Here is a 23,274-nt window from a genome sequence, read left to right on the forward strand (position 1 = left end):
TTACGCGCCCGGCGCGAGGAGCGCCTTGGCGAACTCCTCGCCGACCTTGGTGGCGGCGGCGGTCATGATGTCGAGGTTTCCGGCGTAGGGCGGCAGGTAGTCGCCCGCCCCCTCCACCTCCAGGAAGATCGCGACGCGGGCGGTCCCGCCGTTCTCCGGGCTCGGGTCGTCGAACTGCGGCTCGGCGCGCAGGCGGTAGCCGGGGACGTACGAGGCGACCTGCTCGGCGATCTCCTTGACGGAGAGGGCGATGGCGTCCCGGTCGGCGTCCTCGGGGATGGCGCAGAAGACGGTGTCGCGCATGATGACGGGCGGCTCGGCCGGGTTGAGGATGATGATGGCCTTGCCGCGCCCGGCGCCGCCGATGGTCTCGATGCCGCGCGAGGTGGTGCGGGTGAACTCGTCGATGTTCGCGCGGGTTCCGGGGCCGGCGGAGACGGAGGCCACCGAGGCGACGATCTCCGCGTACGGCACGGGGACGACGCGCGAGACCGCGTACACCATGGGGATGGTGGCCTGGCCGCCGCAGGTGATCATGTTGACGTTGGGCCGGTCGAGGTGCTCGCGGAGGTTGGCGGGCGGGACGACGGCGGGGCCGACGGCCGCCGGCGTCAGGTCGACGGCCTTGATGCCGAGCTCCGCGTAGCGCGGGGCGTTGGCCCGGTGGACGTAGGCGCTGGTGGCCTCGAAGACGATGTCGGGCTTCTCGTCCTGGGCGAGCAGCCGGTCGACGCCTTCGTGACTGGCCTCAAGACCGGCGCGGGCGGCGCGGGCGAGGCCCTCGCTCTCGGGGTCGACGCCGATCATCCAACGGGGTTCGACGTGTTCGGAGCGCAGCAGCTTGTACAGCAGGTCGGTGCCGATGTTGCCGGAACCGACGATGGCGGCGGTCGCCTTTGTCTTGATGGTCATGATCACCTCAGATGAACGAGAGGGAGACGGAGCCAAGGCCGGTGAACTCGGCGGTGAAGGTCGCCCCGGCCGCCACGTCGACGGCCCGGGTGCACGAGCCGGGCAGCACCACGTGCCCCTTCTTCAGCGGCACGCCGAAGCGGGCGACGGTGCGGGCGAGCCAGGCGACGGAGCGGACCGGGTCACCGAGCACGGCGTCGCTGCGGCCCTCGGCGAGGAGCTCGCCGCCGGCGGTCAGCCGGGCGTCGATCGCCGTGAGGTCGAGCTCGCGGGGGTCCCGGCCCTCCCCGATGACGTATCCGGCGGAGGAGGCGTTGTCCGCGATGGTGTCGGCGATGGTGATCCGCCAGTCCCGGATCCTGCTGTCGATCAGCTCCAGGGCGGGCACGACGCGTTCGGTCGCGGCGAGGACGTCCGCCGGGGTGCAGGTCTCCCCCGGCAGGTCGTCGCCGAGGACGAAGCCGACCTCGACCTCGACGCGGGGGTGACAGTAGCGGGCGGCGCGGACGGGGATCTCCGGCCGGAGCTCCATGTCGTCGAGCAGATGGCCGTAGTCCGGTTCGTCGACGCCCATCATCCGCTGCATGACCGGCGAGGACAGGCCGACCTTGTGACCGCGCACCTCCGCCCCGGCCGCGAGGCGGTGGCGGATGTTGACGAGCTGGATCTCGTACGCGTCCTCGGTGCCGATGCCGGGGAACGCCTCGGTCAGCGGGGCGATCGGCGTGACGTGCTGTTCGGCGGAGCGGAGCAGCTCGGCCGCCTCGTGTCTCTGGCGGTCCGTGAGCATGGCGGGTCCCTCCTGCGGGGCGGTTGGGGCTGTCCGGGGAGGCTAGGACGGGGCCGGGGGCGCCTGGGAGCGCCAGTTCCCGGTGAGCGGGAAAGCCCACCGCCCGTTGCGGCCTGCGCCCAATGGCTTGACGCCCGCCCCGTTGCGGGCTGCGCCCAATGGGACGGTGCCCCGCCTCGTTGCGGGCTGCGCCCGCCGGGCGGTGCCCACTCCCGCCTCCGTTGTGGGCAGTTGTTCCGCTGGGGCGAGGGGGTCCCCCCTGCTCGAGCGAAGCCGAGAGCTTGGGGGAGGGTGGGCACAACGGAACGGCGCCCTTGCCGGCGCCAGAGGCTCAAGCGCCTGAACCCGCACCCGCAGGTACGGCGCACACGTGGTGCGGGTCCAGGCACGGAGCGCGGGGCGCCGCTGAAGGGCGCCGTCCCGTGTGCCCACCCGTCCCGCCCAGCGGGACGATTGCCCACACGGCGGGCACCAGGGGGCACCGCCCCGCCGGGCGCAGCCCACACGGCGGTGGGCCAGGGCACCGCCCGGCGGGCGCGGGCCCGCACGGGCCCACCGGCGGGGCGGGGGCCGCACGGGGCGGGAGCGCCACACCCGCCAGGGGCGAGGGCCCCACAGGCGGAGCGCGCCGCGTGCCAGCCTGGAGCGCGCCGCGTGGGGGCGCTCGCGCCGTGGGGTCAGTTCGTGCCGTAGACCGGCTGCGGGGGTTCCGAGGCCGCCAGGAGCTTCAGGGTCGTCTCGCCCGCCTCCGCCGGCGTCCAGCGCGCCCCCTTGTCGGCCGTCGGGCCCGGCCGCCACCCCTCCATGACCGTGATCCGGCCCGCCTCGGCCTCGAAGACCCGTCCCGTGACGCCGGCCGAGGCCGCGGAGCCGAGCCAGACGACGAGGGGGGAGACGTTCTCCGGGGCCATCGCGTCGAAGCCGCCCCCCGGGGGCGCGGCCATCGTCTCCGCGAAGGTCTGCTCGGTCATCCGGGTGCGGGCCGCGGGGGCGATCGCGTTGACCTGGACCCCGTACCGGCCCATCTCGGCCGCGGCGACGAGCGTGAGGCCGACGATCCCGGCCTTGGCGGCGGCGTAGTTGCCCTGCCCGACGCTGCCGAGCAGCCCCGCGCCGGAGCTGGTGTTGACGACGCGGGCGACGGGCTCGCGTCCGGCCTTCGTCTCGGCCCGCCAGTGCGCGGCGGCGTGCTGGAGCGGCAGGAAGTGGCCCTTGAGGTGGACGCGCATGACGGCGTCCCAGTCGTCCTCGCCGAGGTTGACCAGCATCCGGTCGCGGAGGAAGCCGGCGTTGTTGACGAGGGTGTCGAGGCGGCCGAAGGCGTCCAGCGCCGCGGTGACGAGTGAGGCCGCGCCGTCCGTCGTCGCGATGTCGCCGCCGTGGGCGACCGCCTCCCCGCCGGAGGCGGTGATCTCGTCGACGACCTGCTGGGCGGGCCCCGCGCCGCCTCCGGTGCCGTCGAGGCCGACGCCGAGGTCGTTGACGACGACCTTGGCGCCCTCGGCGGCGAAGGCGAGCGCGTGCGCGCGGCCGAGGCCTCGGCCGGCGCCGGTGACGATGACGACGCGTCCGTCGCACAGTCCAGTCATGGTGGGTGCCTTTCGGTGGGTTCGGTGGGTTCGGTGGTCTCAGTGGTTGACCGTCGCCGCGTCCAGGAAGGCGGGACGTTCCCCGCCGCCGTGGACGAGCAGGCTGGCGCCGGTGATGTAGGCGGCCTTGTCGGAGGCGAGGAAGGCGCAGGCGTCCCCGATGTCGGCGGGTTCGGCGAGCCGGCCGAGCGGCACGGTGCGGCCGACGGAGGCGATGCCGTCCTCGTCGCCGTAGTGCAGGTGGGACAGTTCGGTGCGCACCATGCCGGGGACGAGCGTGTTGACCCGGACCAGCGGCGCCCATTCCACCGCCATGGACCGGGCGAGGTTGTCGAGGCCGGCCTTGGCGGCGCCGTAGGCCGCGCTGCCCGGTGAGGGACGGGTGCCGCTGACGCTGCCGATCATGATGATGGAACCGCCGCCGCGTTGGAGGCGCATCACCTCGTACGCGGCGAGGGAGGCGGTCAGCGGCGCGACGAGGTTCAGTTCGATGACGCGGGCCTGTTGCTCGGCGCTCCCGTCGCCGAGCATCCGGAACGGGGTTCCCCCGGCGTTGTTGACCAGGACGTCCAGCCTTCCGTGGTCGTCGCGGACCCGGGCGAAGAAGTCCGCGACGGCGGCCGGGTCGCGCAGGTCGACGGGGAGGAAGCGGGCCGTGCGCCCCGCCGCCTGGACGGGCTTCCCGGGGGCCCGTCGCGCGCAGGTCACGACCTCCGCGCCGGCTTCGAGCAGGGCTCGGGCGATTCCGGCGCCGACGCCCCGTGTGCCGCCGGTGACGACGGCGACGGTTCCCGACAGATCGATGGTGACTGCCAATGGACACCTCCCGCAGCGTGCGAACCGCTGCTATCTTCCACCTAACAAACGTTTGGTGGAAAGGTAGCTGATCTGCTCATGGGTGTCTCCACCTCCGCCCCCGACAAGGGCGTCGCCGTCGTCACCGTCGACTTCCCCCCGGTCAACGCCCTCCCCGTACGGGGCTGGTACGACCTCGCCGCGGCGGTGCGCGCCGCCGGCGCCGATCCCGAGGTGCGCTGCGTCGTGCTCACCGCGGAGGGCCGCGGCTTCAACGCCGGCGTCGACATCAAGGAGATCCAGCGCACGGCCGGACACGACGCCCTCCTGGGCGCCAACCGCGGCTGTTACGAGGCCTTCGCCGCCGTCTACGACTGCGAGGTGCCGGTGGTCGCCGCCGTGCACGGCTTCTGCCTCGGCGGCGGCATCGGCCTGGTCGGCAACGCCGACGCGATCGTCGCCTCCGAGGACGCGGCCTTCGGCCTGCCCGAGCTGGACCGGGGCGCGCTCGGCGCGGCCACGCACCTCGCCCGGCTCGTCCCGCAGCAGCTGATGCGGGCCCTCTACTACACCTCGCGCACGGTCACCGCCGAGGAGCTGCACCGGCACGGCTCGGTCTGGCGGGTCGTCCCGCGCGAGCGGCTGCTCGACGCGGCGCTCGAACTCGCGCGGGAGATCGCGGCCAAGGACGGACAGCTGATCCGGCTCGCCAAGGCCGCGATCAACGGCATCGACCCGGTGGACGTCCACCGCAGCTACCGCTTCGAACAGGGCTTCACCTTCGAGGCCAGTCTCAGCGGTGTCGCCGACCGGGTCCGCGACACCTTCGGCAAGGGCAGCACCGTCGACACGGACGACACGGACGAGGAGCAGTCGTGAGCAGGGACAAGACGATGACCGCCGAGGAGGTCGTGGGACGGCTCCGGAGCGGGATGACGATCGGCATCGGCGGCTGGGGCTCGCGCCGCAAGCCGATGGCGCTGGTACGGGCCCTGCTGCGGTCCGACGTCACCGACCTGACCGTGGTCTCGTACGGCGGCCCGGACATCGGGCTGCTCGCCGCGGCCGGGAAGATCCGCAAGCTGGTCGCGGCCTTCGCCACGCTCGACTCCGTGCCCCTGGAGCCGCACTTCGGCGCGGCCCGGCAGCGCGGCGCCTTCGAGCTGGTGGAGCTGGACGAGGCCATGCTCATGTGGGGCCTGACCGCCGCCGTGCACCGGCTGCCCTTCATGCCCATCCGGGCCGGACTCGCCTCGGACGTGATGACCGTCAACCCCTCGCTGCGGACCGTCACGTCCCCGTACGACGACCGCGAGGAGCTCGTCGCCGTCCCCGCGCTGCGGCTGGACGCCGCGCTCGTCCACCTCAACCGCGCCGACGCGCAGGGCAACGGCCAGTACCTGGGGCCCGACCCGTACTTCGACGACCTGTTCTGCGAGGCCGCCGACGCCGCGTACGTCTCCTGCGAGCGGATCGTGGAGACCTCGGAGCTGCTCAAGGACGCGGGACCCCAGTCGCTGCTGCTCAAGCGGGCCTTCGTCGACGGCGTCGTCGAGACGCCGAACGGCGCGCACTTCACCTCCTGCGCCCCCGACCACGACCGGGACGAGGCCTTCCAGCGCGCCTACGTGAAGGCGGCCCGGGACCCGGAGGCCTGGCGGGAGTTCACCGCCCGGTTCCTGTCCGGCGACGAGGACGCCTACCAGGCCGCGGTCGCGGCGTTCCACGAGGAGGAAGCATGAGCGGCACCGAGACCCCCACGACGGCGACCCGGGCCGAGTACTGCGTCGTCGCCTGTGCCGAGGCCTGGCGGGACGCGGGCGAGGTCCTGGCCAGCCCCATGGGCACCGTCCCGATGATCGGCGCCCGCCTCGCGAAGCTCACCTTCGCCCCCGAGCTGCTGCTGACCGACGGGGAGGCGCTGCTCATCGCCGACGTGCCGGCGGTCGGCGCCGCGCCCCGGGTGGTGGAGGGCTGGCTGCCGTACCGCCAGCACCTGGCCATGGTCGCCACCGGGCGCCGGCACGTGATGATGGGCGCGAGCCAGCTCGACCGGTACGGCAACCAGAACATCAGCTGCATCGGCGACTGGGCGCGGCCGAAGCGCCAGCTCCTCGGCGTGCGCGGCGCGCCGGTCAACACCCTTAACAATCCGACCAGTTACTGGGTCCCCAAGCACTCGACGCGCGTCTTCGTGGAGCGGGTCGACATGGTCTGCGGCGTCGGCTACGACCGGGCCGCCGCGGCGGGCCCCTCCGCGACCCGCTACCACCGCCTCCCGGACGTCATCAGCGACCTGGGCGTCTTCGACTTCGAGACCCCGGACCGCACCATGCGGCTGCGCTCGCTGCACCCCGGCGTCACCGTCGAGCGGGTTCGGGAGGCCACCGGCTTCGCGCTGACCGTCCCCGACGAGGTGCCGTACACCCGCGAGCCCACCGCCGAGGAACTGCGGCTGATCCGCGAGGAGATCGACCCGAAGGGGCTGCGCGACCGGGAGGTCCCCTCGTGAGCGACGCCACGATTCCCACCCGCCTCACCGAGCTCGTCGGGGTGCGCCACCCCGTCGTGCAGACCGGCATGGGGTGGGTGGCCGGTCCCCGCCTGGTCTCGGCCACCGCCGAGGCCGGGGCGCTCGGCATCCTGGCGTCGGCGACGATGACCGTCGACCAGCTCCGCTCGGCGGTGCGCGAGGTGAAGTCCCGCACGGACGCGCCCTTCGGCGTGAACCTGCGCGCGGACGCCGGGGACGCGGGCGAACGCGTCCGGATCATCATCGACGAGGGCGTGAAGGTCGCCTCGTTCGCGCTCGCGCCGTCCCGTGAGCTGATCGCCCGGCTCAAGGACGCGGGGGTCGTCGTCATCCCCTCCATCGGGGCCAGGCGGCACGCCGAGAAGGTCGCCGCGTGGGGCGCCGACGCGGTGATCGTGCAGGGCGGGGAGGGCGGCGGCCACACCGGCAGCGTCGCCACCACCGTCCTGCTCCCGCAGGTCGTGGACGCCGTGGACATCCCGGTCGTCGCGGCCGGCGGCTTCCACGACGGTCGCGGCCTGGTCGCGGCCCTCGCGTACGGCGCGGCCGGGATCGCCATGGGCACGCGCTTCCTGCTCACCTCCGACAGCACGGTCCCCGACGCGGTGAAGGCCCGCTACCTCGCGGCGGCCGTCACGGACGTCACCGTCACCACCAAGGTGGACGGACTGCCGCACCGGATGCTGCGCACGGAGCTGGTCGACGCGCTGGAGCGCTCGGGCCGGGCCGCCTCGCTGCTGCGGGCGGTCCGGCACGCCGCGGCCTTCCGGCGCGACTCCGGCATGAGCTGGGCGCAGATGGTCCGGGACGGCCTGGCGATGAAGCACGGCAAGGACCTGACGTGGAGCCAGGTCCTGCTGGCCGCCAACACCCCGATGCTGCTCAAGGCGTCCATGGTCGAGGGCCGCACCGACCTGGGCGTGATGGCCTCCGGTCAGGTCGCGGGGCTGATCGACGACCTGCCGTCCTGCGCCGAGCTCGTGGACCGGCTGATGAAGGAGGCCCGCGCCGCGCTCCAGGCGCTGCCCGCCCGGGACTGACCCGACGCACACGGGTCCGCCGGGGTGCTTTCACCCCGGCGGACCCGTGTCGCTCCACCCGAACCGCACCGCACCTATCCGAACGGAACCGCCATGCCGATCCAACGGCTGAACCACGCCGTCCTCTTCGTCTCCGACCTGGAGCGCAGCCTCGCCTTCTACCGCGACGTCCTCGGGTTCCGGCCGCTTCCGCAGGCGTTCCCCGGGGCGGCCTTCCTCCAGGCGGCGGGCTCCGCCAACGACCACGACCTCGGTCTGTTCCAGTCCCCGGAGCGCGGTCCCGGGCACGCCACCGGGCGGGTCGGCCTGTACCACCTGGCCTGGGAGGTGGACACCCTGGCCGAGCTGCGGCGCATGCGGACCCGCCTCGCGGAGGCGGGCGCCCTGACGGGGGCGAGCAACCACGCCTCCACCAAGGCGCTCTACGCCCGGGACCCGGACGGCATCGAGTTCGAGGTCTGCTGGCTGGTCCCGGACGCGGCCGTCGCCGGCGAGCTCTCGGCGATGACCTCGCCCACCCGGCCCCTCGACATCGAGGCGGAGATCGAGGCGTACGGCGCGGAGACCCCCGGCGGTCCCCGCACCGATCACACGGTCTGGCAGCGGCTCTTCGGCTCGGGCGTCACAGGCGCTCGATGATCGTCACGTTCGCCTGACCACCGCTCTCGCCCCTCGGCCCCTCCCCGACGGCCCCCTCGCGCCGCTCGGCCCCAGGGGGCCTCCCGGGCTTCGGGAGCCCGCGCCGGCCTCCGGCCGGACGGTCCGGGGCCGGCGCGGGGACCTCGTCCGTCAGAGGCGCTCGATGATCGTCACGTTCGCCTGACCACCGCCCTCGCACATCGTCTGGAGGCCGTAGCGGCCGCCGGTGCGCTCCAGTTCGTGGAGGAGGGTGGTGGTCAGCTTGGTGCCGGTGGCGCCGAGGGGGTGGCCCAGGGCGATGGCCCCGCCGTTGACGTTGACCTTCTCCGGGTCGGCGCCGGTCTCCTTCAGCCAGGCGAGGACGACCGAGGCGAAGGCCTCGTTGATCTCCACCAGGTCGATGTCGTCGAGCGTCATCCCGGCCTTCTTCAGCGCGTACGCCGTCGCCGGGATGGGGGCGGACAGCATCCGGATCGGGTCCTCGCCCCGCACCGACAGGTGGTGGACGCGGGCGCGCGGGGTCAGCCCGTGTTCGCGTACGGCGCGTTCCGAGGCGATCAGCATCGCCGAGGCCCCGTCGGAGACCTGCGAGGAGACCGCTGCGGTCAGCCGGCCGCCCTCGACCAGCGCCTTCAGGCCGGCCATCTTCTCCAGGGTGGTGTCGCGGCGCGGGCCCTCGTCGGTGGTGACGTCCCCGTACGGGACGATCTCGCGGTCGAAGCGGCCCTCGTCGATCGCGCGGGCGGCCCGCTGGTGCGAGCGCAGGGCGAACTCCTCCATGTCCCGGCGGGAGATGTCCCACTTGGCGGCGATGAGCTCGGCGCCGTGGAACTGGTTGACCGGCTGGTCGCCGTAGCGGGCGCGCCAGCCCTCGGAGCCGGCGTACGGGCCCTCGGTCAGGCCGAGCGGGTCGGCGGCCTGGCGGCTGGCGAAGGCGATCGGGATCATCGACATGTTCTGCACGCCGCCCGCGACCACCAGGTCCTGGGTGCCGGACAGGACGCCCTGCGCGGCGAAGTGCAGGGCCTGCTGGGAGGAGCCGCACTGCCGGTCCACGGTGGTGCCGGGCACCTCCTCGGGGAGTCCGGCGGCCAGCCAGCTGGTGCGGGCTATGTCGCCGGCCTGCGGGCCGACGGTGTCCAGGCAGCCGAAGACGACGTCCTCGACGGCGGCCGGGTCGGCGCCCGAACGCTCCATGAGCGCCTTCAGGACGTGTGCTCCGAGGTCGGCCGGGTGAACGGCGGACAGTCCGCCGTTCCGCCTGCCGACCGGGGTGCGGACCGCTTCGACGATGTAGGCCTCGGCCATGACGGCTCCTTCTTCTCTGTCCACGATGTCATGTCATGTACGGGTGGCGGGGGCGATGCCCTCCAGGACCATCGACAGGTACTGGCGGGCGATCTCCTCCGGGCTGTGCTGTCCGCCCGGCCGGTACCAGGACGCCGCGACCCAGACGGTGTCGCGCACGAAGCGGTAGGTGAGCCGGACGTCGAGGTCCGTGCGGAAGACCCCGGCGGCCACGCCGCGCTCCAGGGTCCTGAGCCAGGCCTCCTCGAACCTCCGCTGGGAGCCGGCGAGATAGCCGAAGCGCGGCTGCTCCCGCAGGTGCCCGGACTCCTTCTGGTAGATGGCGACGGCGGCGCGGTGCCGATCGATCTCCCGGAACGATTCGGTGACGAGGGCCTCCAGGGTCTCCCGGGGGCCGAGCAGGGCGGCGAGCACGGCGTCGTACCGGGCCCACAGCTCGTCCAGGAAGGCGCGGAGGATCTCGTCGAGCATCGACTCCTTGGAGTCGAAGTGGTAGTAGAGGCTGCCCGCGAGCAGGCCGGCCGCGTCGGCGATGCGGCGGACGGTGGTGGCGTCGTACCCCTGGGCGGCGAAGACCTCGGCCGCCGTGTCCAGGATCTCGCGGCGCCGCTCCGGCGCCGGTCTCACGGGTGCTGGCTGCTGACGGAGAGGACCTCGCCCGTCAGGTACGAGGAGTAGCCGCTGGCCAGGAAGACGATCACGTTGGCCACCTCCCACGGTTCGGCGTGGCGTCCGAAGGCCTCGCGGGAGGTCAGCTCCTCCAGGAGTTCGGGGGTGGTGACCTTCACCAGGTGGGGGTGCATGGCCAGGCTCGGGGAGACGGCGTTGACGCGCACGCCGTACTCGGCGGCCTCCAGGGCGGCGCAGCGGGTGAGCGCCATGACGCCGGCCTTGGCGGCGGCGTAGTGGGCCTGTCCCTTCTGGGCGCGCCAGCCGATCACCGAGGCGTTGTTGACGACGACTCCCCCGGCGCCCCCGGCCTTCATCCGGCGCAGCGCGGCGCGGGTGCAGCGGAAGGTGCCGTTGAGGGTGACGTCGAGGACCTTGTCCCACTGTTCGTCGGTCATGTCGACGAGGTCGGCGGTGCCGCCGAGGCCGGCGTTGTTGACGACGATGTCGAGGCGTCCGTGGCGTTCGGCGGCGAGGTCGAACAGGGCGGCGACCTGGGTCTCGTCGGTGACGTCGCAGGGCAGGGCGGCGACGCGGTCGGAGCCGAACTCGGCGGCCAGCTCGGCCTCGGACTCCTTGAGCCGGCGGGCGTGGGCGTCGGAGAGGACGACCCGCGCGCCCTCCTCCAGGAGCCGCCGGGCGGTCGCGCCGCCGATGCCGGCGCCGGCGGCGGCGGTCACGACGGCGCCGCGGCCGGCGAGCAGGCCGTGGCCCGGCACGTAGGGGGGTGGTGTGCCGGTCATGGGCGGACCTCCTTGGGCAGGCCGAGGACGCGCTCGGCGATGATGTTCCGCTGGATCTCGTTGGAGCCGGCGTAGATGGTGTCGGAGCGGGAGAAGAGGTAGAGCCGCTGCCAGTCGGTGAGGTCGTACGGCTCGCCGTCCGCCAGCATCCCCGCGGCTCCGCAGACGTCCATGGCGAGCTCGCCGAGCTCCCGGTGCCAGGTGGCCCAGAAGATCTTCCCGATGGAGGCCTCGGGGCCGGGGGCTCCGGCGGCGACGCCGTCGAGCATGCGCAGGGCGTTGAAGCGTATGGTCTCCAGGCCGATCCAGGCGCGGGCGATGCGGTCGCGGATCAGCGGGTCGGCGGCGGCGCCGTTGCGCTTGGCCAGTTCGACGACGGCTTCCAGCTCGCGGCGGAAGCCGACCTGCTGGCCGAGGGTGGACACGCCCCGCTCGAAGCCGAGGGTGGCCATGGCCACCCGCCAGCCGTCGCCGGGGGCGCCGACGACGTGGGAGGCGTGGGTGCGGGCCCCGTCGAAGAAGACCTCGTTGAACTCCGAGGTGCCGGTCAGCTGGACGATGGGCCTGATCTCGACTCCGGGCTGGTCCAGGGGGACGAGCAGGTAGGACAGGCCGTGGTGGCGGGTGGAGCCGGGTTCGGTGCGGGCGACGACGAAGCACCAGTCGGCCTCGTGCGCGAGTGAGGTCCAGACCTTCTGGCCGGTGACCACCCAGTCCTCGCCGTCCCGTTCGGCGCGGGTGCGCACGTTGGCCAGGTCGGAGCCGGCGTCCGGCTCCGAGTAGCCCTGGCACCACTGCTCCTCGACGGTGACGATCTTCGGGAGGAAGCGCTCGCGCTGTCCGGGCGTGCCGAAGGCGATGAGGGTGGGCCCCAGGAGCTGCTCGCCGATGTGGCTGACGCGGGCGGGGGCGTCGGCGAGGGCGTACTCCTCGTGGAAGGCGACCTGCTGTTCCAGGGTCGCGCCCCGTCCGCCGTACTCCTCGGGCCAGCCGACGCAGGTCCATCCCGCCGCGGCCATGTGCCGCTCCCAGGCGAGGCGTTCGGCGTGCGCCTCGTGCTCCCGTCCGGGGCCGCCGCGCCCGCGCAGGGCGGCGAACTCGCCCGTGAGGTTGGCGCCCAGCCAGCCGCGGACCTCTCTGCGGAACTCCTCGACGTTGCTCATGGCCGTACGTTAACCTACCAAACACTTGTTAGGGAAGGAGGGCGGATGTCCGCTGCCCGCACCGCATCCACGGCCCCGGTCCGCTACGAACGCCTCGGCCCGGTGGCCGTCGTCACGATGGACCGGCCCGATTACCGCAACGCCCAGAACTCCGCGATGACGTACGCCCTCGACCGCGCCTTCTACCGCGCGGCCGACGACGACGAGGTCAAGGTCGTCGTGCTCGCCGGAGCCGGGAGGCACTTCTCCGCCGGCCACGACATCGGCACCCCCGAGCGGGACGCCCACCTGCCGTTCGACCGGCGCGCCGGACTCTGGTGGGACCACTCGGACAAGCAGGGGGCGGAGAGCCGCTTCGCCCGCGAGTCCGAGGTCTACCTCGGCATGTGCCGCCGCTGGCGCGAACTGCCCAAGCCCATGATCGCGTCGGTGCAGGGCGCCTGCGTCGCGGGCGGCCTGATGCTCGCCTGGGTGTGCGACCTCATCGTCGCCGCCGAGGACGCGTTCTTCGCCGACCCCGTCGTCCGCATGGGCATCCCCGGCGTCGAGTACTTCGCCCACCCCTGGGTGATGCCGCCGCGCATCGCCAAGGAGTTCCTCTACACCGGAGACCGGATGGACGCCCGGCGCGCCTACGAGGTCGGCATGGTCAACCGGGTCGTCCCGCCCGGGGAGTTGGCGGAGCGGACCATGGAACTGGCCTCCCGGATCGCCGAGATGCCCCGCATGGGCCTGGCGCTCACCAAGCGCGCCGTCAACCAGGCCGAGGACCTCCAGGGCCTGCACACCGGCATGGACTCGGTCTTCGGGCTGCACCACCTCGCCCACGCGCACAACGCCGAGACCGCCCCCGACGCACTGGGCGGCATGGACATACGCGCGATGAAGGCGGCGGGTGCCTGATGGACCTCGACTTCACCGCGGCGGAGGACGCCTTCCGGGCCGAGGCCCGCGCCTGGCTCGCCGCCCACGTGCCCGACGTCCCGCTGCCCTCCCTGGAGACGGCGGAGGGCTTCGCCGCCCACCGGGAGTGGGAGCGGACCCTCTTCGCCGACCGCTGGTCGGTGGTCTCCTGGCCCGAGGAGTACGGCGGCCGGGGCGCCTCGCTCCTCCGGTGGCTGGTCTTCGAGGAGGAGTACTACGCGGCCGGCGCCCCCGGCCGGGTCAGCCAGAACGGCATCAACCTCCTCGCCCCCACCCTCTTCGAGCACGGCACCGCCGAACAGCGCGCCCGCGTCCTGCCCCCCATGGCGAGCGGCGAGGTCATCTGGGCGCAGGCCTGGTCCGAACCGGAGTCCGGCTCCGACCTCGCCTCGCTGCGCTCCACGGCCGAACGGACCGACGGCGGCTGGCTCCTGCGCGGCCAGAAGACCTGGTCGTCCCGGGCGGCCTTCGCCGACCGCGCCTTCGGCCTCTTCCGCAGCGACCCCGAGGCCGCGAAGCCGCACCAGGGCCTGACGTACCTGATGTTCCCGCTGGACGCCGACGGGGTGACCGTGCGGCCCATCGGGCGTCTCGACGGGAAGCCCGCCTTCGCCGAGCTCTTCCTCGACGACGTGTTCGTGCCCGACGAGGACGTCATCGGAACTCCCGGGCAGGGCTGGCGGGTCGCGATGAGCACCGTCGGCAACGAGCGGGGGCTCACCCTGCGCAGCCCCGGCCGGTTCACGGCCGCCGCCGAACGCCTCACGGCACTGTGGCGGGAGACCGCCGACCCCTCCGACACCGCGCTGCGCGACCGGGTCGCCGACGCGGTCATCGGCGCCCGCGCCTACCGGCTGTCCGCCTACGCGGGCGTCTCGCGGCTCGCCGCCGGAGGCTCGATCGGCGCCGAGTCCAGTCTCAACAAGGTCTTCTGGTCCGAGCTCGACATCGCGCTCCACGAGACCGCGCTCGACCTGCTCGGCCCGTACGGGGAGCTGGCCGACGACGCCGACGACGCGCCCGCGCACGGCGGCTGGGCCGAGGGCCACACCTTCTCCCTCGCCGGCCCCGTCTACGCCGGCACCAACGAGATCCAGCGCGACATCATCGCCGAGCGGCTGCTCGGCCTCCCGAAGGGACGCCGGTGATGCGGTTCCTCCTCGACGACGAGCAGCGGGAGTTCGCCCGCTCCCTCGACGGCATGCTCACCGCGGCCGACACCCCCGCGGCCGTACGGGCCTGGGCGGCGGGCGACACGGCACCCGGCCGTGCGCTGTGGGCGCGGCTCGCGGAGGCCGGCGTGTTCGCCCTCGCCGTGCCGGAGCGGCACGACGGACTCGGCCCGCTGCCGGTCGAACTGGCCGTCGCCTTCACCGAGCTGGGCCGCCACGCCGTGCCCGGCCCCGTGGTGGAGACGGTCGCCGCGGCGGCGCTCCTCGACCGGCTCGACGACGACGCGACCACGGCCCTGCTGCCGCGGATCGCCTCGGGAAAGACGGTCGTCTCCCTGTGCCTCCGGGCCGCCGGAAGCCCCTACGCCCTGGACGCGGACACGGCCGACGCCGTGCTCGTCGTCGAGGGCGACACCGTGCGCCTGGCGGAGACGGCCGGCCCCGTCCAGACCTCGGCCGACCCCGCGCGCCGCCTCGCCCGTCCGCTCGGCGGAGCCGTCCTGGCGCGGGGCCCGGCCGTGGCCGCCGCCGCCGCGCACGCCGCCGACGTCGCCGCCCTGGCCACCGCCGCCCAGTCCCTCGGCCTCGGCCGCGCCCTGCTCGACCGGACCGTGGAGTACGTGAAGCAGCGCACCCAGTTCGGGGTCGCCATCGGCTCCTTCCAGGCGCTGAAGCACCGTCTCGCCGACACGCTCATCGCGCTGGAGTTCGCCCGGCCGCTGCTCCACTCGGCCGCCCTGGCCCTGGCCGAGGGGGCGTCCCACGCCTCCGCCGAGACCGCCGCGGCGAAGGTCACGGCGGGCGAGGCCGCGTACGCCGCCGCCCGCACCGCCCTCCAGCTCCACGGGGCCGTCGGCTACACGGAGGAACTGGACCTCGCCCTGTGGATCCGCAAGGCCCGCCCCCTCCGCGACGCCTGGGGCACCCCCGCGGCCTGCCGCGCCCGCGTCCTCGCGTCCTGAACGGGGCCCGCTGCCCGGACCGGGCAGCGGGCCCCGGTTCCCCCTCCGCTCATCGGTCCCCCTTTCATCGGTCCCCCTTCCCCACCGCACCCGGGAGCCAGCGTGTCCCCCGCACCGTCCCCGCACACCCCCGAGAGATCCTCCGACCCCGCCCTGCTCCGCAGGGTGGCGCTGTCGAGTCTGCTCGGCACCGTCATCGAGTACTACGACTTCCTGCTCTACGGCACGATGGCCGCGCTCGTCTTCGGCGAGCTGTTCTTCCCCGAGTCCGATCCCGCCGTCGGCACGATCGCCGCCTTCGGGACGCTCGCCGCCGGCTATGTGGCGCGCCCGCTCGGCGGCGCCGTCTTCGGCCACTTCGGCGACCGGCTCGGCCGCAAGTCCATGCTCGTCCTCACCATGGCCCTCATGGGCGTGGCGAGCTTCCTGATCGGCGTCCTCCCCACGTACGGGACGATCGGCGTCGCCGCCCCCGTGCTCCTGGTGCTGTTCCGCGTCGTCCAGGGCGTCGCCATCGGCGGGGAATGGGCCGGCGCGACGCTCATGGTCGTCGAGCACGCCGCCCCCCGGCGCCGCGGCCTGTGGAGCGGCGTGATGCAGATGGGGTCCCCGATCGGCTTCCTGCTCTCCACGGTCGCCGTCACCCTCACCTCGCTGCTCCCCCGCGCGTCCTTCCTGACCTGGGGCTGGCGCGTCCCGTTCCTGTTCAGCGCGGTGCTCCTCGCCATCGGCCTCTACGTGCGCGTCAGCGTCACGGAGAGCCCGCTCTTCCAGCGGGCGGCACGGGAGCGCGAGACCGGGGCGGCTTCCGGCGTCCCGCTGGCACAGGTGCTGCGCGGGCCCCGCACCCTCGTCCTCGCGTGCGCCGTGGGCATCGGCCCCTTCGCCCTGACGGCGCTGATCAGCACGTTCATGCTCACCTACGCCACGACCATCGGATACGCCACCTCCGAGGTGATGACCGGGCTCCTCTTCACCTCGGTCACGGGCCTCGTGTCCATCCCGCTCTTCTCCGCGCTCTCCGACCGCGTCGGCCGCCGGGCCGTCGTCCTCGCCGGTGCGGCGGGCGTCGTGCTGCTCGCCTTCCCGGTCTACGCCCTGGTCGACACGCGCACCCCCGCGCTGCTGATCCTCGGCATGGTCCTCGGCCAGGTGGTGCAGTCCGCGATGTACGCCCCGCTCGGCCCGCTGCTCTCGGAGATGTTCGGCACCCGCGTCCGCTACACCGGCGCCTCGCTCGGCTACCAGCTGGCCGCGCTGATCGGGGGCGGATTCACCCCGGTGTTCGCCGGCGGCCTGCTCTCCGACGACGCCCGGAGCGCTCCCCTCGCGGTCCTCGCCGTCGTCTGCGGGCTCGTGACCGCGCTCGCCGTCTGGCGGACGGCCGAGACGCGCGGCCGGGACCTCTCGGCGGAGGACCCGGCGGCGGCCGAGCCGCCCCGCACCCGACCGGCATCGAGAGGAGCAGAGGCATGAGGCTGACGGAGGAACAGGAAGAACTGCGGTCCGCCGTACGGGCCGTGCTCGAACGCCACACGGGCGAGGCGGCCTGGCGGCCGCTGACCGAGCAGATCGGCGTCGCGGGGCTCGCCGTCCCCGAGGAGTACGGCGGCGCCGGGTACGGGGCCCGCGAGGTCCACGTGGTGCTGGAGGAGCTGGGACGGGAGCTGAGCCCCGTCCCGTACCTCGGCTCCGCGGTGCTCGTGGTGCAGGCGCTGCTCGCCTCCGGTGACGCGGCGGCGTGCGCGCGGCTGCTGCCGGACCTGGCCTCGGGGACCGTGGTGGGAGCCCTGGCGTGGGCCGAGCGCGGTTCCTGGGACCCGTCGGCCGTACGGGCCGAGGCCGCCCCCGGGCCCGGCGGGAGCTGGCGGATCACCGGGACCAAGGAGCACGTCCTCGACGGCGCGGAGGCCGGGATCCTGCTCGTGGCCGCCCGGTCGGGGGCGGGCGTCTCGCTCTTCGAGGTGCCGGTGGACGGCGCGGGCGTGGACCGGGGGGCGGCCGTGACGATGGACTCCACCAGGACGCAGGCGCGGGTGGTGCTGACGGCGGCGGAGGGCCGGCTCGTGGGGGCGGAGGGGGAGGGCGAGCGGGTGCTCGCGCACGTCCTCGACCTGGCGTGCGCGGCGCTCGCCGCCGAACAGGTCGGCGCCGCCGCGCGCTGCCTCGAGATCACGCTCGCCTATGCCGGGGAGCGGGTCCAGTTCGACCGGCCCATCGGCTCCTTCCAGGCGGTCAAGCACCGCCTGGCGGACGCGTACGTCCTGGTCGAGTCGGCGCGCTCGGCCGCGCTCGCCGCCTCCTTCGCCGCCGCCGGGGACGACCCGGAGCTCACCCGCCGCGCGGCCGCCGCCAAGTCCGCCTGCTCGGAGGCGTTCTCGGCGGTGGCGGGCGAGATGATCCAGTTGCACGGCGGCATCGGCATCACCTGGGAACACGACGCCCACCGCTACTTCAAGCGGGCGCACGGCGCGGCGCAGCTCTTCGGCCCCCCGGCCTGGCACCGTGCCCGCCTGGCGGCCGATCTGGGGCTGCCGGTGACGGGGTGACGTGAAGAGGCCCGCCGCGGCACCGCGGCTTCCGGGACGGGACGCCGCCCGCCACCGTGCCGGGGATCACCCCCGGCACGTGGCAACCGGCCCGGGACATGCCGTACGCGGGGTTCTGGGCCCAGCCGGCCGACGCGGCGGCCGTGCTCGGCGACGACGGGGTGCTGATCGCCGGCGGTGAGGACGGGCGGCGCCTGCCGACCGACAGCAGCACGGTCCTCACCCCGTCGACCGGCGTCTGGACGTCCGCGCCGCCGCTCCGGCAGGCCCGCCGCCTGCACACCCTGCCCCGGCTGGAGAGCGGCGGCATCCTGGCGGTCGGCGGCATCAGAGCGGGCCCCGGAGTCCCCCCGGTCGGCCTGGCCACGGCCGAGCTGTACGACCCCGACAGCCGGCGGTGGACGCGGGTGCGCGCCCCGATGACGGACGCCCGGTTCGGGCACCCGGCGGTGCGGCTGGAGGACGGCCGGGTCCTCCTGGTCGGCGGGGCGCTCGCGGTGGGGCGGGGCGGCTACGCGGCGCTCGGCCACTGCGAGCTGTTCCACCCGGGCGACGCGGCCTGGACGCCGACCGGCATCCAGGGAGCCCGAGGCTCCAGCCGAGGCCGAAGGGCCCGTTGCCCGCGCCCGAGTCGTAGCCGAGCGCCGGGTCCGGTCCGCATCCCGAACGCCCCGGGGTGGCCGCGACCGGCACGGTCAGGGCGCCCGCGCCGGTCACCGGATCGGCCGCGAACTTCTCGCCGATCCCCTTGATCGCCCCACCGCCCTTCGGCAGGGACACGGTGGGCGGGGACGGCGGTGCGGGGGCGGGCGAGGACGTGGATGCGGACGCGGATGCGGATGCGGGCACGGACGCGGGCGCCCTCGTGGGGCCGGGTCCGCCGGCGGCCGCGCCCGACACGGATGCGCTGCTGACGGCCACCACAACCCCCACGTGATCATCGGCCCAGGTGCACGGAAAGCCGGTACACCGATGCTTTCTTCCGCATCACCGACGTACACGTCATTCGAAGCACGCCCCGCACCCCGCACGCCGGAGTGCGCCGCACGCGCCCCGTCGGCTTCATCCGGCGCCTTCCGAGCCGAGGTGGGCGAGCAGGGCGGCGGCGCCGTCCTCCGCGGCGATCCCGTGGGCGAGTTCGGCCGCGCGGCGGCGGTGGGACGGCTCCGACAGACAGGCCGTGATCGCGTCGCCGAGGGCCTCGGCGGTCAGGGCGTCGAACGGCACGGGCCGCGGGGCGACCCCCAGGGCGTGCAGCCGGGCCGACCAGAACGGCTGGTCGTACAGGAAGGGGACGGGCACGGCGGGCACACCGGCCCGCAGTCCGGCCCCGGTGGTGCCCGCCCCGGCGTGGTGGACGACGGCGGCGGTGCGCGGGAACAGCCAGTCGTGCGGGACGTCGCCGACGGCGAGGACGTCGTCGCCGTACCCGTCCAGTTCGGCCCACCCCGCCTGCACCACCGCGCGCACGCCGGCACGCCGGACCGCCGCGGCCACCAGCTCGCTGAGCCGCTCCCCCCGGCCCGCCGCCATGCTGCCGAACCCGATGAACACCGGGGGCGGACCGGCCTGGAGGAAGTCGACCAGGTCGGCCGGGGGATGCCAGTGGTCCGGCCGCGCGGACCACCAGTAACCCGTGACGTCGACCCCGGACGGCCAGTCCGCGGGGCGGGGCACCACCAGCGGGCTGTAGCCGTGGAAGACCGGCCGGATGTCCCCCGGCGCCGAGGACGTGCCGGCGGGCAGTCCGAGGCGGTCGCGCAGCCGGGTCACGGCTCCCGCGAAGGCCCCGTCGGCGCGCTTCAGCACGTCCCGGCCGGCGGCGAGGTTGCCCTCCGGCCCCAGGTCGTCGGTGCTCCGCGCGTGGGGCAGCGGGAACTCCCGGGTGGCGAACGCCGGTACGAGGTAGGTGCCGACGACGGGGACGCCGAACGCCTCGCCGGCCGTGCGGGCCAGGGGCGCCGGGCCGGAGGGGGTGAGCAGCAGGTCGGCGCCGCCCGCCACGGCCTCCGCCACCCCGTCGGCGAGCCCCTCCGCGTACGCCCTGGTCAAGGCCCGGGCCTCCTCCCTGGAGGCCGCCCGGGCCCAGTCCCGGATCAGCGCCTGCGGGTCTCCCGGCACGATCCGGTGCTCGAGGCCGCACCCGCCGAGGAGCGCGGCGAAGGACGGGTGGGCGGCGACGGCGACCTGATGGCCGGCGTCGAGCAGGCGCCGCCCGAGGCCGGTGAAGGGTGCGACGTCGCCACGGGATCCGGCGGTGACGATCAGAATGCGCATGGGGCGATCTTCCTCCCGGCCGCCGCCGACGACGATCGCTTTTCAGCTCTGCTCCTCGGTTCTGCTCCTCGGTTCCGCTTCTCAGCTCTGGCCGAAGGTCAGGACCGCCTTGCCGTGGAGCTCTCCGGCGCGCAGGGCGGCGACCGCGTCGGCCGCGTCGGCCCAGTCGCCCCGCCAGGTGATGCCGGGGTCGAGGGTCCCGTCGGCGACGCGGTGGGCGAGCAGGCCGAGGTCGCGGTCGAGGCCGGTGCAGGAGAGCAGGAAGAAGGTGACGACGGACCGGTCGTGCCGCCCCTGGTCGCCGAACAGCGTCCCGAACGGGAAGTCCTCGCCCGTGCCGGCGGAGTGCCCGAGGGCGACCAACGTGCCGCCCTCGCCGAGGGTGTCGTACGCCTCCACCAGCAGCGGTCCGCCGACCAGGTCGATCACACCGTCCACGGGCCGGGAGGCCTCCTTCGGCGCTCCGACCACCTCGTGCGCCCCGAGGCCGCGCAGGAGTTCGCCGTTGGCGGCCGGGGAGCCCGTCGACGCCACGACGCGGGCGCCACCGGCGCGGGCCAGCTGGACGGCGTACCGCCCGACGCCTCCGGTCGCCCCGGTGATCAGGACGTCGCGGCCGAGGAGCGGGCCGAGGCGGTGCAGGGCACGCAGCGCGCTCGTGCCGGCGACGGGGACGGTGGCGAGGGCGGCCGGGTCGGCTCCGGCGGGGGCGACGCCGATCAGGGCGGTGTCCACCGCGCGGAGTTCGGCCCAGGCACCGTCGGGCATCAGGGTCACCACGGGGGTGCCGGGAGCGGGGCCCGAGCCATCCGCGGCGGCGCGTTCGACGATTCCGGCGGCGTCCCAGCCGAGGACCGCGCCCTTCGGGGCGGCGCCGAGGCCGAAGGTGATCTCGCCGGGGTTGAGCGAGGTCGCGGTCACCCTCACCAGGGCCTGGTGGGGCGCGGGTTCGGGGTCGGGGGCGGAGCCGAGCCGGAGACCGCCGGGGGCGGAGGGGTCGACGAGAAGCGCGCGCATGCAAGTCCTCCAAGATTCTGCCACTGAGTGGCAGAAGCCTATAGGTGGCGTTCGCCGCTCCGATACAGTGGTGCCGATGACCGCCGAGACCTCCCCCGCACTCCCGCTGCGCGAACGCAAGAAGCTGCGCACCCGACAGACGCTGATCGACACCGCCCTGGAGCTGTTCGGTGCCCGCGGCTTCGACGGCGTGACGCTGGACGGTCTCTGCGAGGCCGCCGAAGTGTCGAAGCGGACCTTCTTCCGCTACTTCGACAGCAAGGAGGACGTCGCCATGGCCCCCACTCAGGACCTGTGGGCGGCCTTCCTCGACGTCCTGGAGAACCGCCCGGCCGACGGACGGCGGCTTCTCACGCTGTTCGAGGACACCCTCGCCGAGGCCGTCGACCGGATGCCGGCCGACGGCTGGGCCGGGCGGGTCCTGGCCGCGCGCCGACTCGCGGCCCTCACACCCTCGATGGACGCGCACGGCCTCGCGTTCTGCGACCGCACCACACGGGCCGCGCTCGCCGTGGTCGAGCGCCGCTTCGCCCTCCCCGGCCCCACCGGACGGCTGCACGCCCGCCTGGCGCTCGACCTGCTCGTCGTGGCGTTCCACCGGGCCCTGGACGCCTGGGTGGCACAGCCGACCGGGCACTCCCCCGAGGACCTCGTGCGCCGGCTCCGCACCACCGCGGCCGAGCTGCCGGGGGCACTCGCCACGACGGCCGAACCGAACGACTGAACGGGGCGGCCGCGCACCCGCCGCACCGGTGCCCACCACCGTCGTGGGCGGACGAGCCGAGGATCGACGCCCTCGAAGAACTCGGCCTCGGTGTCAGCTCCGTCGGCAACCACGAGTTCGGCGAGGACCCGGCCGAGCTCCGGCGCGTCGTCGACGGCGGCTGCCACCCGGACGACGGCTGCGCCCCCGCCGCCCCGTACCGGGGTGCGGGATCCGTCCACCTCGCCGCGAACGTGACCGAACGCGGAAGCACGACCCCACTGTTGAAGCCGTAAGCGATCAAGACCCTGCCGAGCGGGCGGTGCCGGAGGTGGACCTGATCGTCAGCGGCCACTCCCACTCCTCCTACGAGTGCGCGGTGAACGACCCGAACGGGCGGCGGCGGCTCGTCACCCGGGCCGACTCCTTCGGCCGTTCCTTCACCGAGCTGCGCTTCGAGCTCAACCCCGCCGGCGACGTGGTGCGCAGCACCGTGCGGGCGCGGTACCGTCCGGTGCCCGTCGAGACCGCTCGGCAGCCGGCGACGGCGAAGCCGATCGACACCTGGCGGCCCCGCTCCGAGAGCGTGGCGAACCGGGTCGTCGGCCACATCTCGGCCGACGTGCCGGGCCGCGGCTCGACGCAGCCCGAGACGCCGCCGGGCAGCCGCCTCGCCGACGCGCAGGTCGCCGCCGGCCGGGCCCACGGAGCCGACCCGGCTCTGCCGGCCCCGGGACGGATCGCCTTCGTCGCCCGCTGAGCACGGCCGAGCACACCCCAGCACACGAGGGCTGACCCCCGCGGGCCGGATCACCGAAGACGGGTGGTCCGGCCCGCGCGGCCTTCAGCAGAGGTGCACGGCGACACCGCACAGGCCCAGCCCCTGGCGCGCGGCCGTACGCCAGACACGCAGGGGGCCGTCCAGAACGGACTCCTCGCCCTCGGCGTAGTCCAGCCAGTCCCGGTCCTCCACGGCCGCCCGTTCGGCCGGAGCGAAGGTCAGCGCGCGCTCGACGAGCGGCAGGCTCTCCCGCACCCGCGGGGCGGAGAGCAGGAAAGTGCCGCACCACCCCGGCAGCAGCGCCGCGCGCTGGGGACCGAGGGCGTGGAACAGGGACGAGACCGCGTACTCCTTGCGGTGGACGGAGAGGAACATGCCGTCCTCGTCCTGCCCTTCCCACACGTCGTCCAGCACGTGGAAGGAGGGGTCCACGCTCCCGTCGCACACCTCGTCGACCTGGCGACCGGGTGCGGTGAGGGCCCGGAACGACTCGACGGCGTCCCACGCTTCTCCGCCCCCGCCTCGGGGGGAGCACCAGGTCCGGTGGTCGGGAAGCGGTTCCCGCTGCCAGGCCGCCCGACGCCGTCCGGCATCCGGGTGGGCGCGGTCCGCCCGCATCGCGGGCAGGAGCCGTGGGCCGAGGGCGGTGACGACCTCGTCGGCGTGGCTGCTGATCGCCCACGCGCTCGTGAATCCCATGCCCCGGAC

The 23,274-nt window shown here is 74.4% G+C and carries 24 protein-coding genes; 12 read left to right on the top strand and 12 right to left on the bottom strand.

Features of this window, described 5'->3' with window-relative positions:
* From ACFYUZ_RS25395 to ACFYUZ_RS25410, 4 genes are all read right to left on the bottom strand, one after another.
* A complete protein-coding gene (locus ACFYUZ_RS25395) occupies window positions 1-912 on the bottom strand; it encodes an acetaldehyde dehydrogenase (acetylating) (protein WP_389312847.1) in 912 nt (303 codons plus the stop codon).
* A gap of 7 nt (window positions 913-919) precedes the next feature.
* Window positions 920-1,702 (bottom strand): 2-keto-4-pentenoate hydratase, encoded by a 783-nt coding sequence (locus tag ACFYUZ_RS25400; protein WP_389312849.1) that lies wholly within the window; start codon window positions 1,700-1,702, stop codon window positions 920-922.
* 677 nt (window positions 1,703-2,379) lie between these two features.
* Window positions 2,380-3,291 carry an SDR family oxidoreductase gene (locus ACFYUZ_RS25405; protein WP_389312851.1) on the bottom strand — a complete coding sequence of 304 codons (912 nt, stop codon included), beginning with the start codon at window positions 3,289-3,291 and terminating at the stop codon, window positions 2,380-2,382.
* A 39-nt stretch (window positions 3,292-3,330) separates the two neighbouring features.
* The gene (locus tag ACFYUZ_RS25410) at window positions 3,331-4,107 is read right to left on the bottom strand and encodes an SDR family oxidoreductase (RefSeq protein ID WP_389312853.1); all 777 of its coding nucleotides are present in this window, start codon (window positions 4,105-4,107) and stop codon (window positions 3,331-3,333) included.
* A 78-nt stretch (window positions 4,108-4,185) separates the two neighbouring features.
* Between ACFYUZ_RS25410 and ACFYUZ_RS25415 the strand changes: the two genes are divergently transcribed.
* The 5 genes from ACFYUZ_RS25415 (at window position 4,186) to ACFYUZ_RS25435 (ending at window position 8,298) form a co-directional block, all read left to right on the top strand.
* Window positions 4,186-4,965 (top strand): enoyl-CoA hydratase family protein, encoded by a 780-nt coding sequence (locus ACFYUZ_RS25415; protein WP_389312857.1) that lies wholly within the window; start codon window positions 4,186-4,188, stop codon window positions 4,963-4,965.
* A 14-nt stretch (window positions 4,966-4,979) separates the two neighbouring features.
* Complete coding sequence (locus tag ACFYUZ_RS25420; protein WP_389313179.1) at window positions 4,980-5,828, top strand: CoA transferase subunit A; 849 nt, start codon at window positions 4,980-4,982, stop codon at window positions 5,826-5,828.
* Window positions 5,825-6,598, top strand: a complete 774-nt coding sequence (locus ACFYUZ_RS25425) for a CoA-transferase subunit beta (RefSeq protein ID WP_389312859.1) — start codon at window positions 5,825-5,827, stop codon at window positions 6,596-6,598. Before ACFYUZ_RS25420 ends, ACFYUZ_RS25425 begins: the two co-directional genes overlap by 4 nt.
* Before the next feature lie 11 nt (window positions 6,599-6,609).
* Window positions 6,610-7,659 carry an NAD(P)H-dependent flavin oxidoreductase gene (locus tag ACFYUZ_RS25430; RefSeq protein WP_389313181.1) on the top strand — a complete coding sequence of 350 codons (1,050 nt, stop codon included), beginning with the start codon at window positions 6,610-6,612 and terminating at the stop codon, window positions 7,657-7,659.
* A 93-nt stretch (window positions 7,660-7,752) separates the two neighbouring features.
* Window positions 7,753-8,298, top strand: coding sequence for a VOC family protein (locus tag ACFYUZ_RS25435; protein WP_389312861.1), 546 nt, complete (start codon window positions 7,753-7,755; stop codon window positions 8,296-8,298).
* A gap of 150 nt (window positions 8,299-8,448) precedes the next feature.
* Here the strand turns inward: ACFYUZ_RS25435 and ACFYUZ_RS25440 are convergent, their stop codons facing one another.
* From ACFYUZ_RS25440 to ACFYUZ_RS25455, 4 genes are read right to left on the bottom strand one after another with little or no spacing between them, the layout of a single operon-like run.
* Window positions 8,449-9,606: an acetyl-CoA C-acetyltransferase gene (locus tag ACFYUZ_RS25440; protein ID WP_389312863.1), complete on the bottom strand. Its 1,158-nt coding sequence runs from the start codon at window positions 9,604-9,606 to the stop codon at window positions 8,449-8,451.
* Between the two features lie 33 nt (window positions 9,607-9,639).
* On the bottom strand, window positions 9,640-10,233 hold the full coding sequence (locus ACFYUZ_RS25445; RefSeq protein ID WP_389312865.1) for a TetR/AcrR family transcriptional regulator: 594 nt from the start codon (window positions 10,231-10,233) through the stop codon (window positions 9,640-9,642).
* Window positions 10,230-11,018 carry an SDR family oxidoreductase gene (locus ACFYUZ_RS25450; protein ID WP_389312867.1) on the bottom strand — a complete coding sequence of 263 codons (789 nt, stop codon included), beginning with the start codon at window positions 11,016-11,018 and terminating at the stop codon, window positions 10,230-10,232. The genes ACFYUZ_RS25445 and ACFYUZ_RS25450 overlap by 4 nt, the downstream gene beginning before the upstream one ends.
* A complete protein-coding gene (locus tag ACFYUZ_RS25455; protein ID WP_389312869.1) occupies window positions 11,015-12,181 on the bottom strand; it encodes an acyl-CoA dehydrogenase family protein in 1,167 nt (388 codons plus the stop codon). Before ACFYUZ_RS25455 ends, ACFYUZ_RS25450 begins: the two co-directional genes overlap by 4 nt.
* Window positions 12,182-12,226: 45 nt before the next feature.
* Here ACFYUZ_RS25455 and ACFYUZ_RS25460 point away from each other — a divergent pair, with 45 nt between their 5' ends.
* The 5 genes from ACFYUZ_RS25460 to ACFYUZ_RS25480 all read left to right on the top strand — a co-directional run bounded on the left by ACFYUZ_RS25460 (window position 12,227) and on the right by ACFYUZ_RS25480 (window position 17,788).
* On the top strand, window positions 12,227-13,084 hold the full coding sequence (locus ACFYUZ_RS25460; protein WP_389312871.1) for an enoyl-CoA hydratase: 858 nt from the start codon (window positions 12,227-12,229) through the stop codon (window positions 13,082-13,084).
* Window positions 13,084-14,253, top strand: a complete 1,170-nt coding sequence (locus tag ACFYUZ_RS25465) for an acyl-CoA dehydrogenase family protein (protein ID WP_389312873.1) — start codon at window positions 13,084-13,086, stop codon at window positions 14,251-14,253. Before ACFYUZ_RS25460 ends, ACFYUZ_RS25465 begins: the two co-directional genes overlap by 1 nt.
* Window positions 14,253-15,239, top strand: coding sequence for an acyl-CoA dehydrogenase family protein (locus tag ACFYUZ_RS25470; RefSeq protein ID WP_389313183.1), 987 nt, complete (start codon window positions 14,253-14,255; stop codon window positions 15,237-15,239). The genes ACFYUZ_RS25465 and ACFYUZ_RS25470 overlap by 1 nt, the downstream gene beginning before the upstream one ends.
* Window positions 15,240-15,341: 102 nt before the next feature.
* Window positions 15,342-16,715 (top strand): MFS transporter, encoded by a 1,374-nt coding sequence (locus ACFYUZ_RS25475; protein ID WP_389312874.1) that lies wholly within the window; start codon window positions 15,342-15,344, stop codon window positions 16,713-16,715.
* A complete protein-coding gene (locus ACFYUZ_RS25480) occupies window positions 16,712-17,788 on the top strand; it encodes an acyl-CoA dehydrogenase family protein (RefSeq protein WP_389312876.1) in 1,077 nt (358 codons plus the stop codon). The genes ACFYUZ_RS25475 and ACFYUZ_RS25480 overlap by 4 nt, the downstream gene beginning before the upstream one ends.
* 327 nt (window positions 17,789-18,115) lie before the next feature.
* Here the strand turns inward: ACFYUZ_RS25480 and ACFYUZ_RS25485 are convergent, their stop codons facing one another.
* The 3 genes from ACFYUZ_RS25485 to ACFYUZ_RS25495 form a co-directional block, all read right to left on the bottom strand.
* The gene (locus tag ACFYUZ_RS25485; RefSeq protein ID WP_389312878.1) at window positions 18,116-18,721 is read right to left on the bottom strand and encodes a SpvB/TcaC N-terminal domain-containing protein; all 606 of its coding nucleotides are present in this window, start codon (window positions 18,719-18,721) and stop codon (window positions 18,116-18,118) included.
* Between the two features lie 129 nt (window positions 18,722-18,850).
* Entirely contained in the window at window positions 18,851-20,065 is a 1,215-nt protein-coding gene (locus tag ACFYUZ_RS25490; protein WP_389312880.1) for a glycosyltransferase, read from the bottom strand.
* A gap of 81 nt (window positions 20,066-20,146) precedes the next feature.
* The gene (locus ACFYUZ_RS25495) at window positions 20,147-21,082 is read right to left on the bottom strand and encodes a zinc-binding dehydrogenase (protein ID WP_389312882.1); all 936 of its coding nucleotides are present in this window, start codon (window positions 21,080-21,082) and stop codon (window positions 20,147-20,149) included.
* Window positions 21,083-21,158: 76 nt separating this feature from the next.
* Between ACFYUZ_RS25495 and ACFYUZ_RS25500 the strand changes: the two genes are divergently transcribed.
* Window positions 21,159-21,806: a TetR/AcrR family transcriptional regulator gene (locus tag ACFYUZ_RS25500; RefSeq protein WP_389312884.1), complete on the top strand. Its 648-nt coding sequence runs from the start codon at window positions 21,159-21,161 to the stop codon at window positions 21,804-21,806.
* 310 nt (window positions 21,807-22,116) lie between these two features.
* Complete coding sequence (locus ACFYUZ_RS25505) at window positions 22,117-22,545, top strand: hypothetical protein (RefSeq protein WP_389312885.1); 429 nt, start codon at window positions 22,117-22,119, stop codon at window positions 22,543-22,545.
* Between the two features lie 84 nt (window positions 22,546-22,629).
* Here ACFYUZ_RS25505 and ACFYUZ_RS25510 read toward each other — a convergent pair whose 3' ends face one another.
* A complete protein-coding gene (locus ACFYUZ_RS25510) occupies window positions 22,630-23,265 on the bottom strand; it encodes a hypothetical protein (RefSeq protein WP_389312887.1) in 636 nt (211 codons plus the stop codon).
* Window positions 23,266-23,274 lie beyond the last annotated feature (9 nt).

The organism is Streptomyces sp. NPDC004266, from assembly GCF_042874095.1.
Taxonomy (GTDB): Bacteria; Actinomycetota; Actinomycetes; order Streptomycetales; family Streptomycetaceae; genus Streptomyces.

Coding starts and splice junctions, on each gene's coding strand:
- ACFYUZ_RS25395 (WP_389312847.1), bottom strand. CDS start 912: ATGACCATCAAGACAAAGGCGACCGCCGCCATCGTCGGTTCCGGCAAC.
- ACFYUZ_RS25400 (WP_389312849.1), bottom strand. CDS start 1,702: ATGCTCACGGACCGCCAGAGACACGAGGCGGCCGAGCTGCTCCGCTCC.
- ACFYUZ_RS25405 (WP_389312851.1), bottom strand. CDS start 3,291: ATGACTGGACTGTGCGACGGACGCGTCGTCATCGTCACCGGCGCCGGC.
- ACFYUZ_RS25415 (WP_389312857.1), top strand. CDS start 4,186: ATGGGTGTCTCCACCTCCGCCCCCGACAAGGGCGTCGCCGTCGTCACC.
- ACFYUZ_RS25420 (WP_389313179.1), top strand. CDS start 4,980: ATGACCGCCGAGGAGGTCGTGGGACGGCTCCGGAGCGGGATGACGATC.
- ACFYUZ_RS25425 (WP_389312859.1), top strand. CDS start 5,825: ATGAGCGGCACCGAGACCCCCACGACGGCGACCCGGGCCGAGTACTGC.
- ACFYUZ_RS25435 (WP_389312861.1), top strand. CDS start 7,753: ATGCCGATCCAACGGCTGAACCACGCCGTCCTCTTCGTCTCCGACCTG.
- ACFYUZ_RS25440 (WP_389312863.1), bottom strand. CDS start 9,606: ATGGCCGAGGCCTACATCGTCGAAGCGGTCCGCACCCCGGTCGGCAGG.
- ACFYUZ_RS25450 (WP_389312867.1), bottom strand. CDS start 11,018: ATGACCGGCACACCACCCCCCTACGTGCCGGGCCACGGCCTGCTCGCC.
- ACFYUZ_RS25455 (WP_389312869.1), bottom strand. CDS start 12,181: ATGAGCAACGTCGAGGAGTTCCGCAGAGAGGTCCGCGGCTGGCTGGGC.
- ACFYUZ_RS25460 (WP_389312871.1), top strand. CDS start 12,227: ATGTCCGCTGCCCGCACCGCATCCACGGCCCCGGTCCGCTACGAACGC.
- ACFYUZ_RS25465 (WP_389312873.1), top strand. CDS start 13,084: ATGGACCTCGACTTCACCGCGGCGGAGGACGCCTTCCGGGCCGAGGCC.
- ACFYUZ_RS25470 (WP_389313183.1), top strand. CDS start 14,253: ATGCGGTTCCTCCTCGACGACGAGCAGCGGGAGTTCGCCCGCTCCCTC.
- ACFYUZ_RS25480 (WP_389312876.1), top strand. CDS start 16,712: ATGAGGCTGACGGAGGAACAGGAAGAACTGCGGTCCGCCGTACGGGCC.
- ACFYUZ_RS25490 (WP_389312880.1), bottom strand. CDS start 20,065: ATGCGCATTCTGATCGTCACCGCCGGATCCCGTGGCGACGTCGCACCC.
- ACFYUZ_RS25495 (WP_389312882.1), bottom strand. CDS start 21,082: ATGCGCGCGCTTCTCGTCGACCCCTCCGCCCCCGGCGGTCTCCGGCTC.
- ACFYUZ_RS25500 (WP_389312884.1), top strand. CDS start 21,159: ATGACCGCCGAGACCTCCCCCGCACTCCCGCTGCGCGAACGCAAGAAG.
- ACFYUZ_RS25510 (WP_389312887.1), bottom strand. CDS start 23,265: ATGGGATTCACGAGCGCGTGGGCGATCAGCAGCCACGCCGACGAGGTC.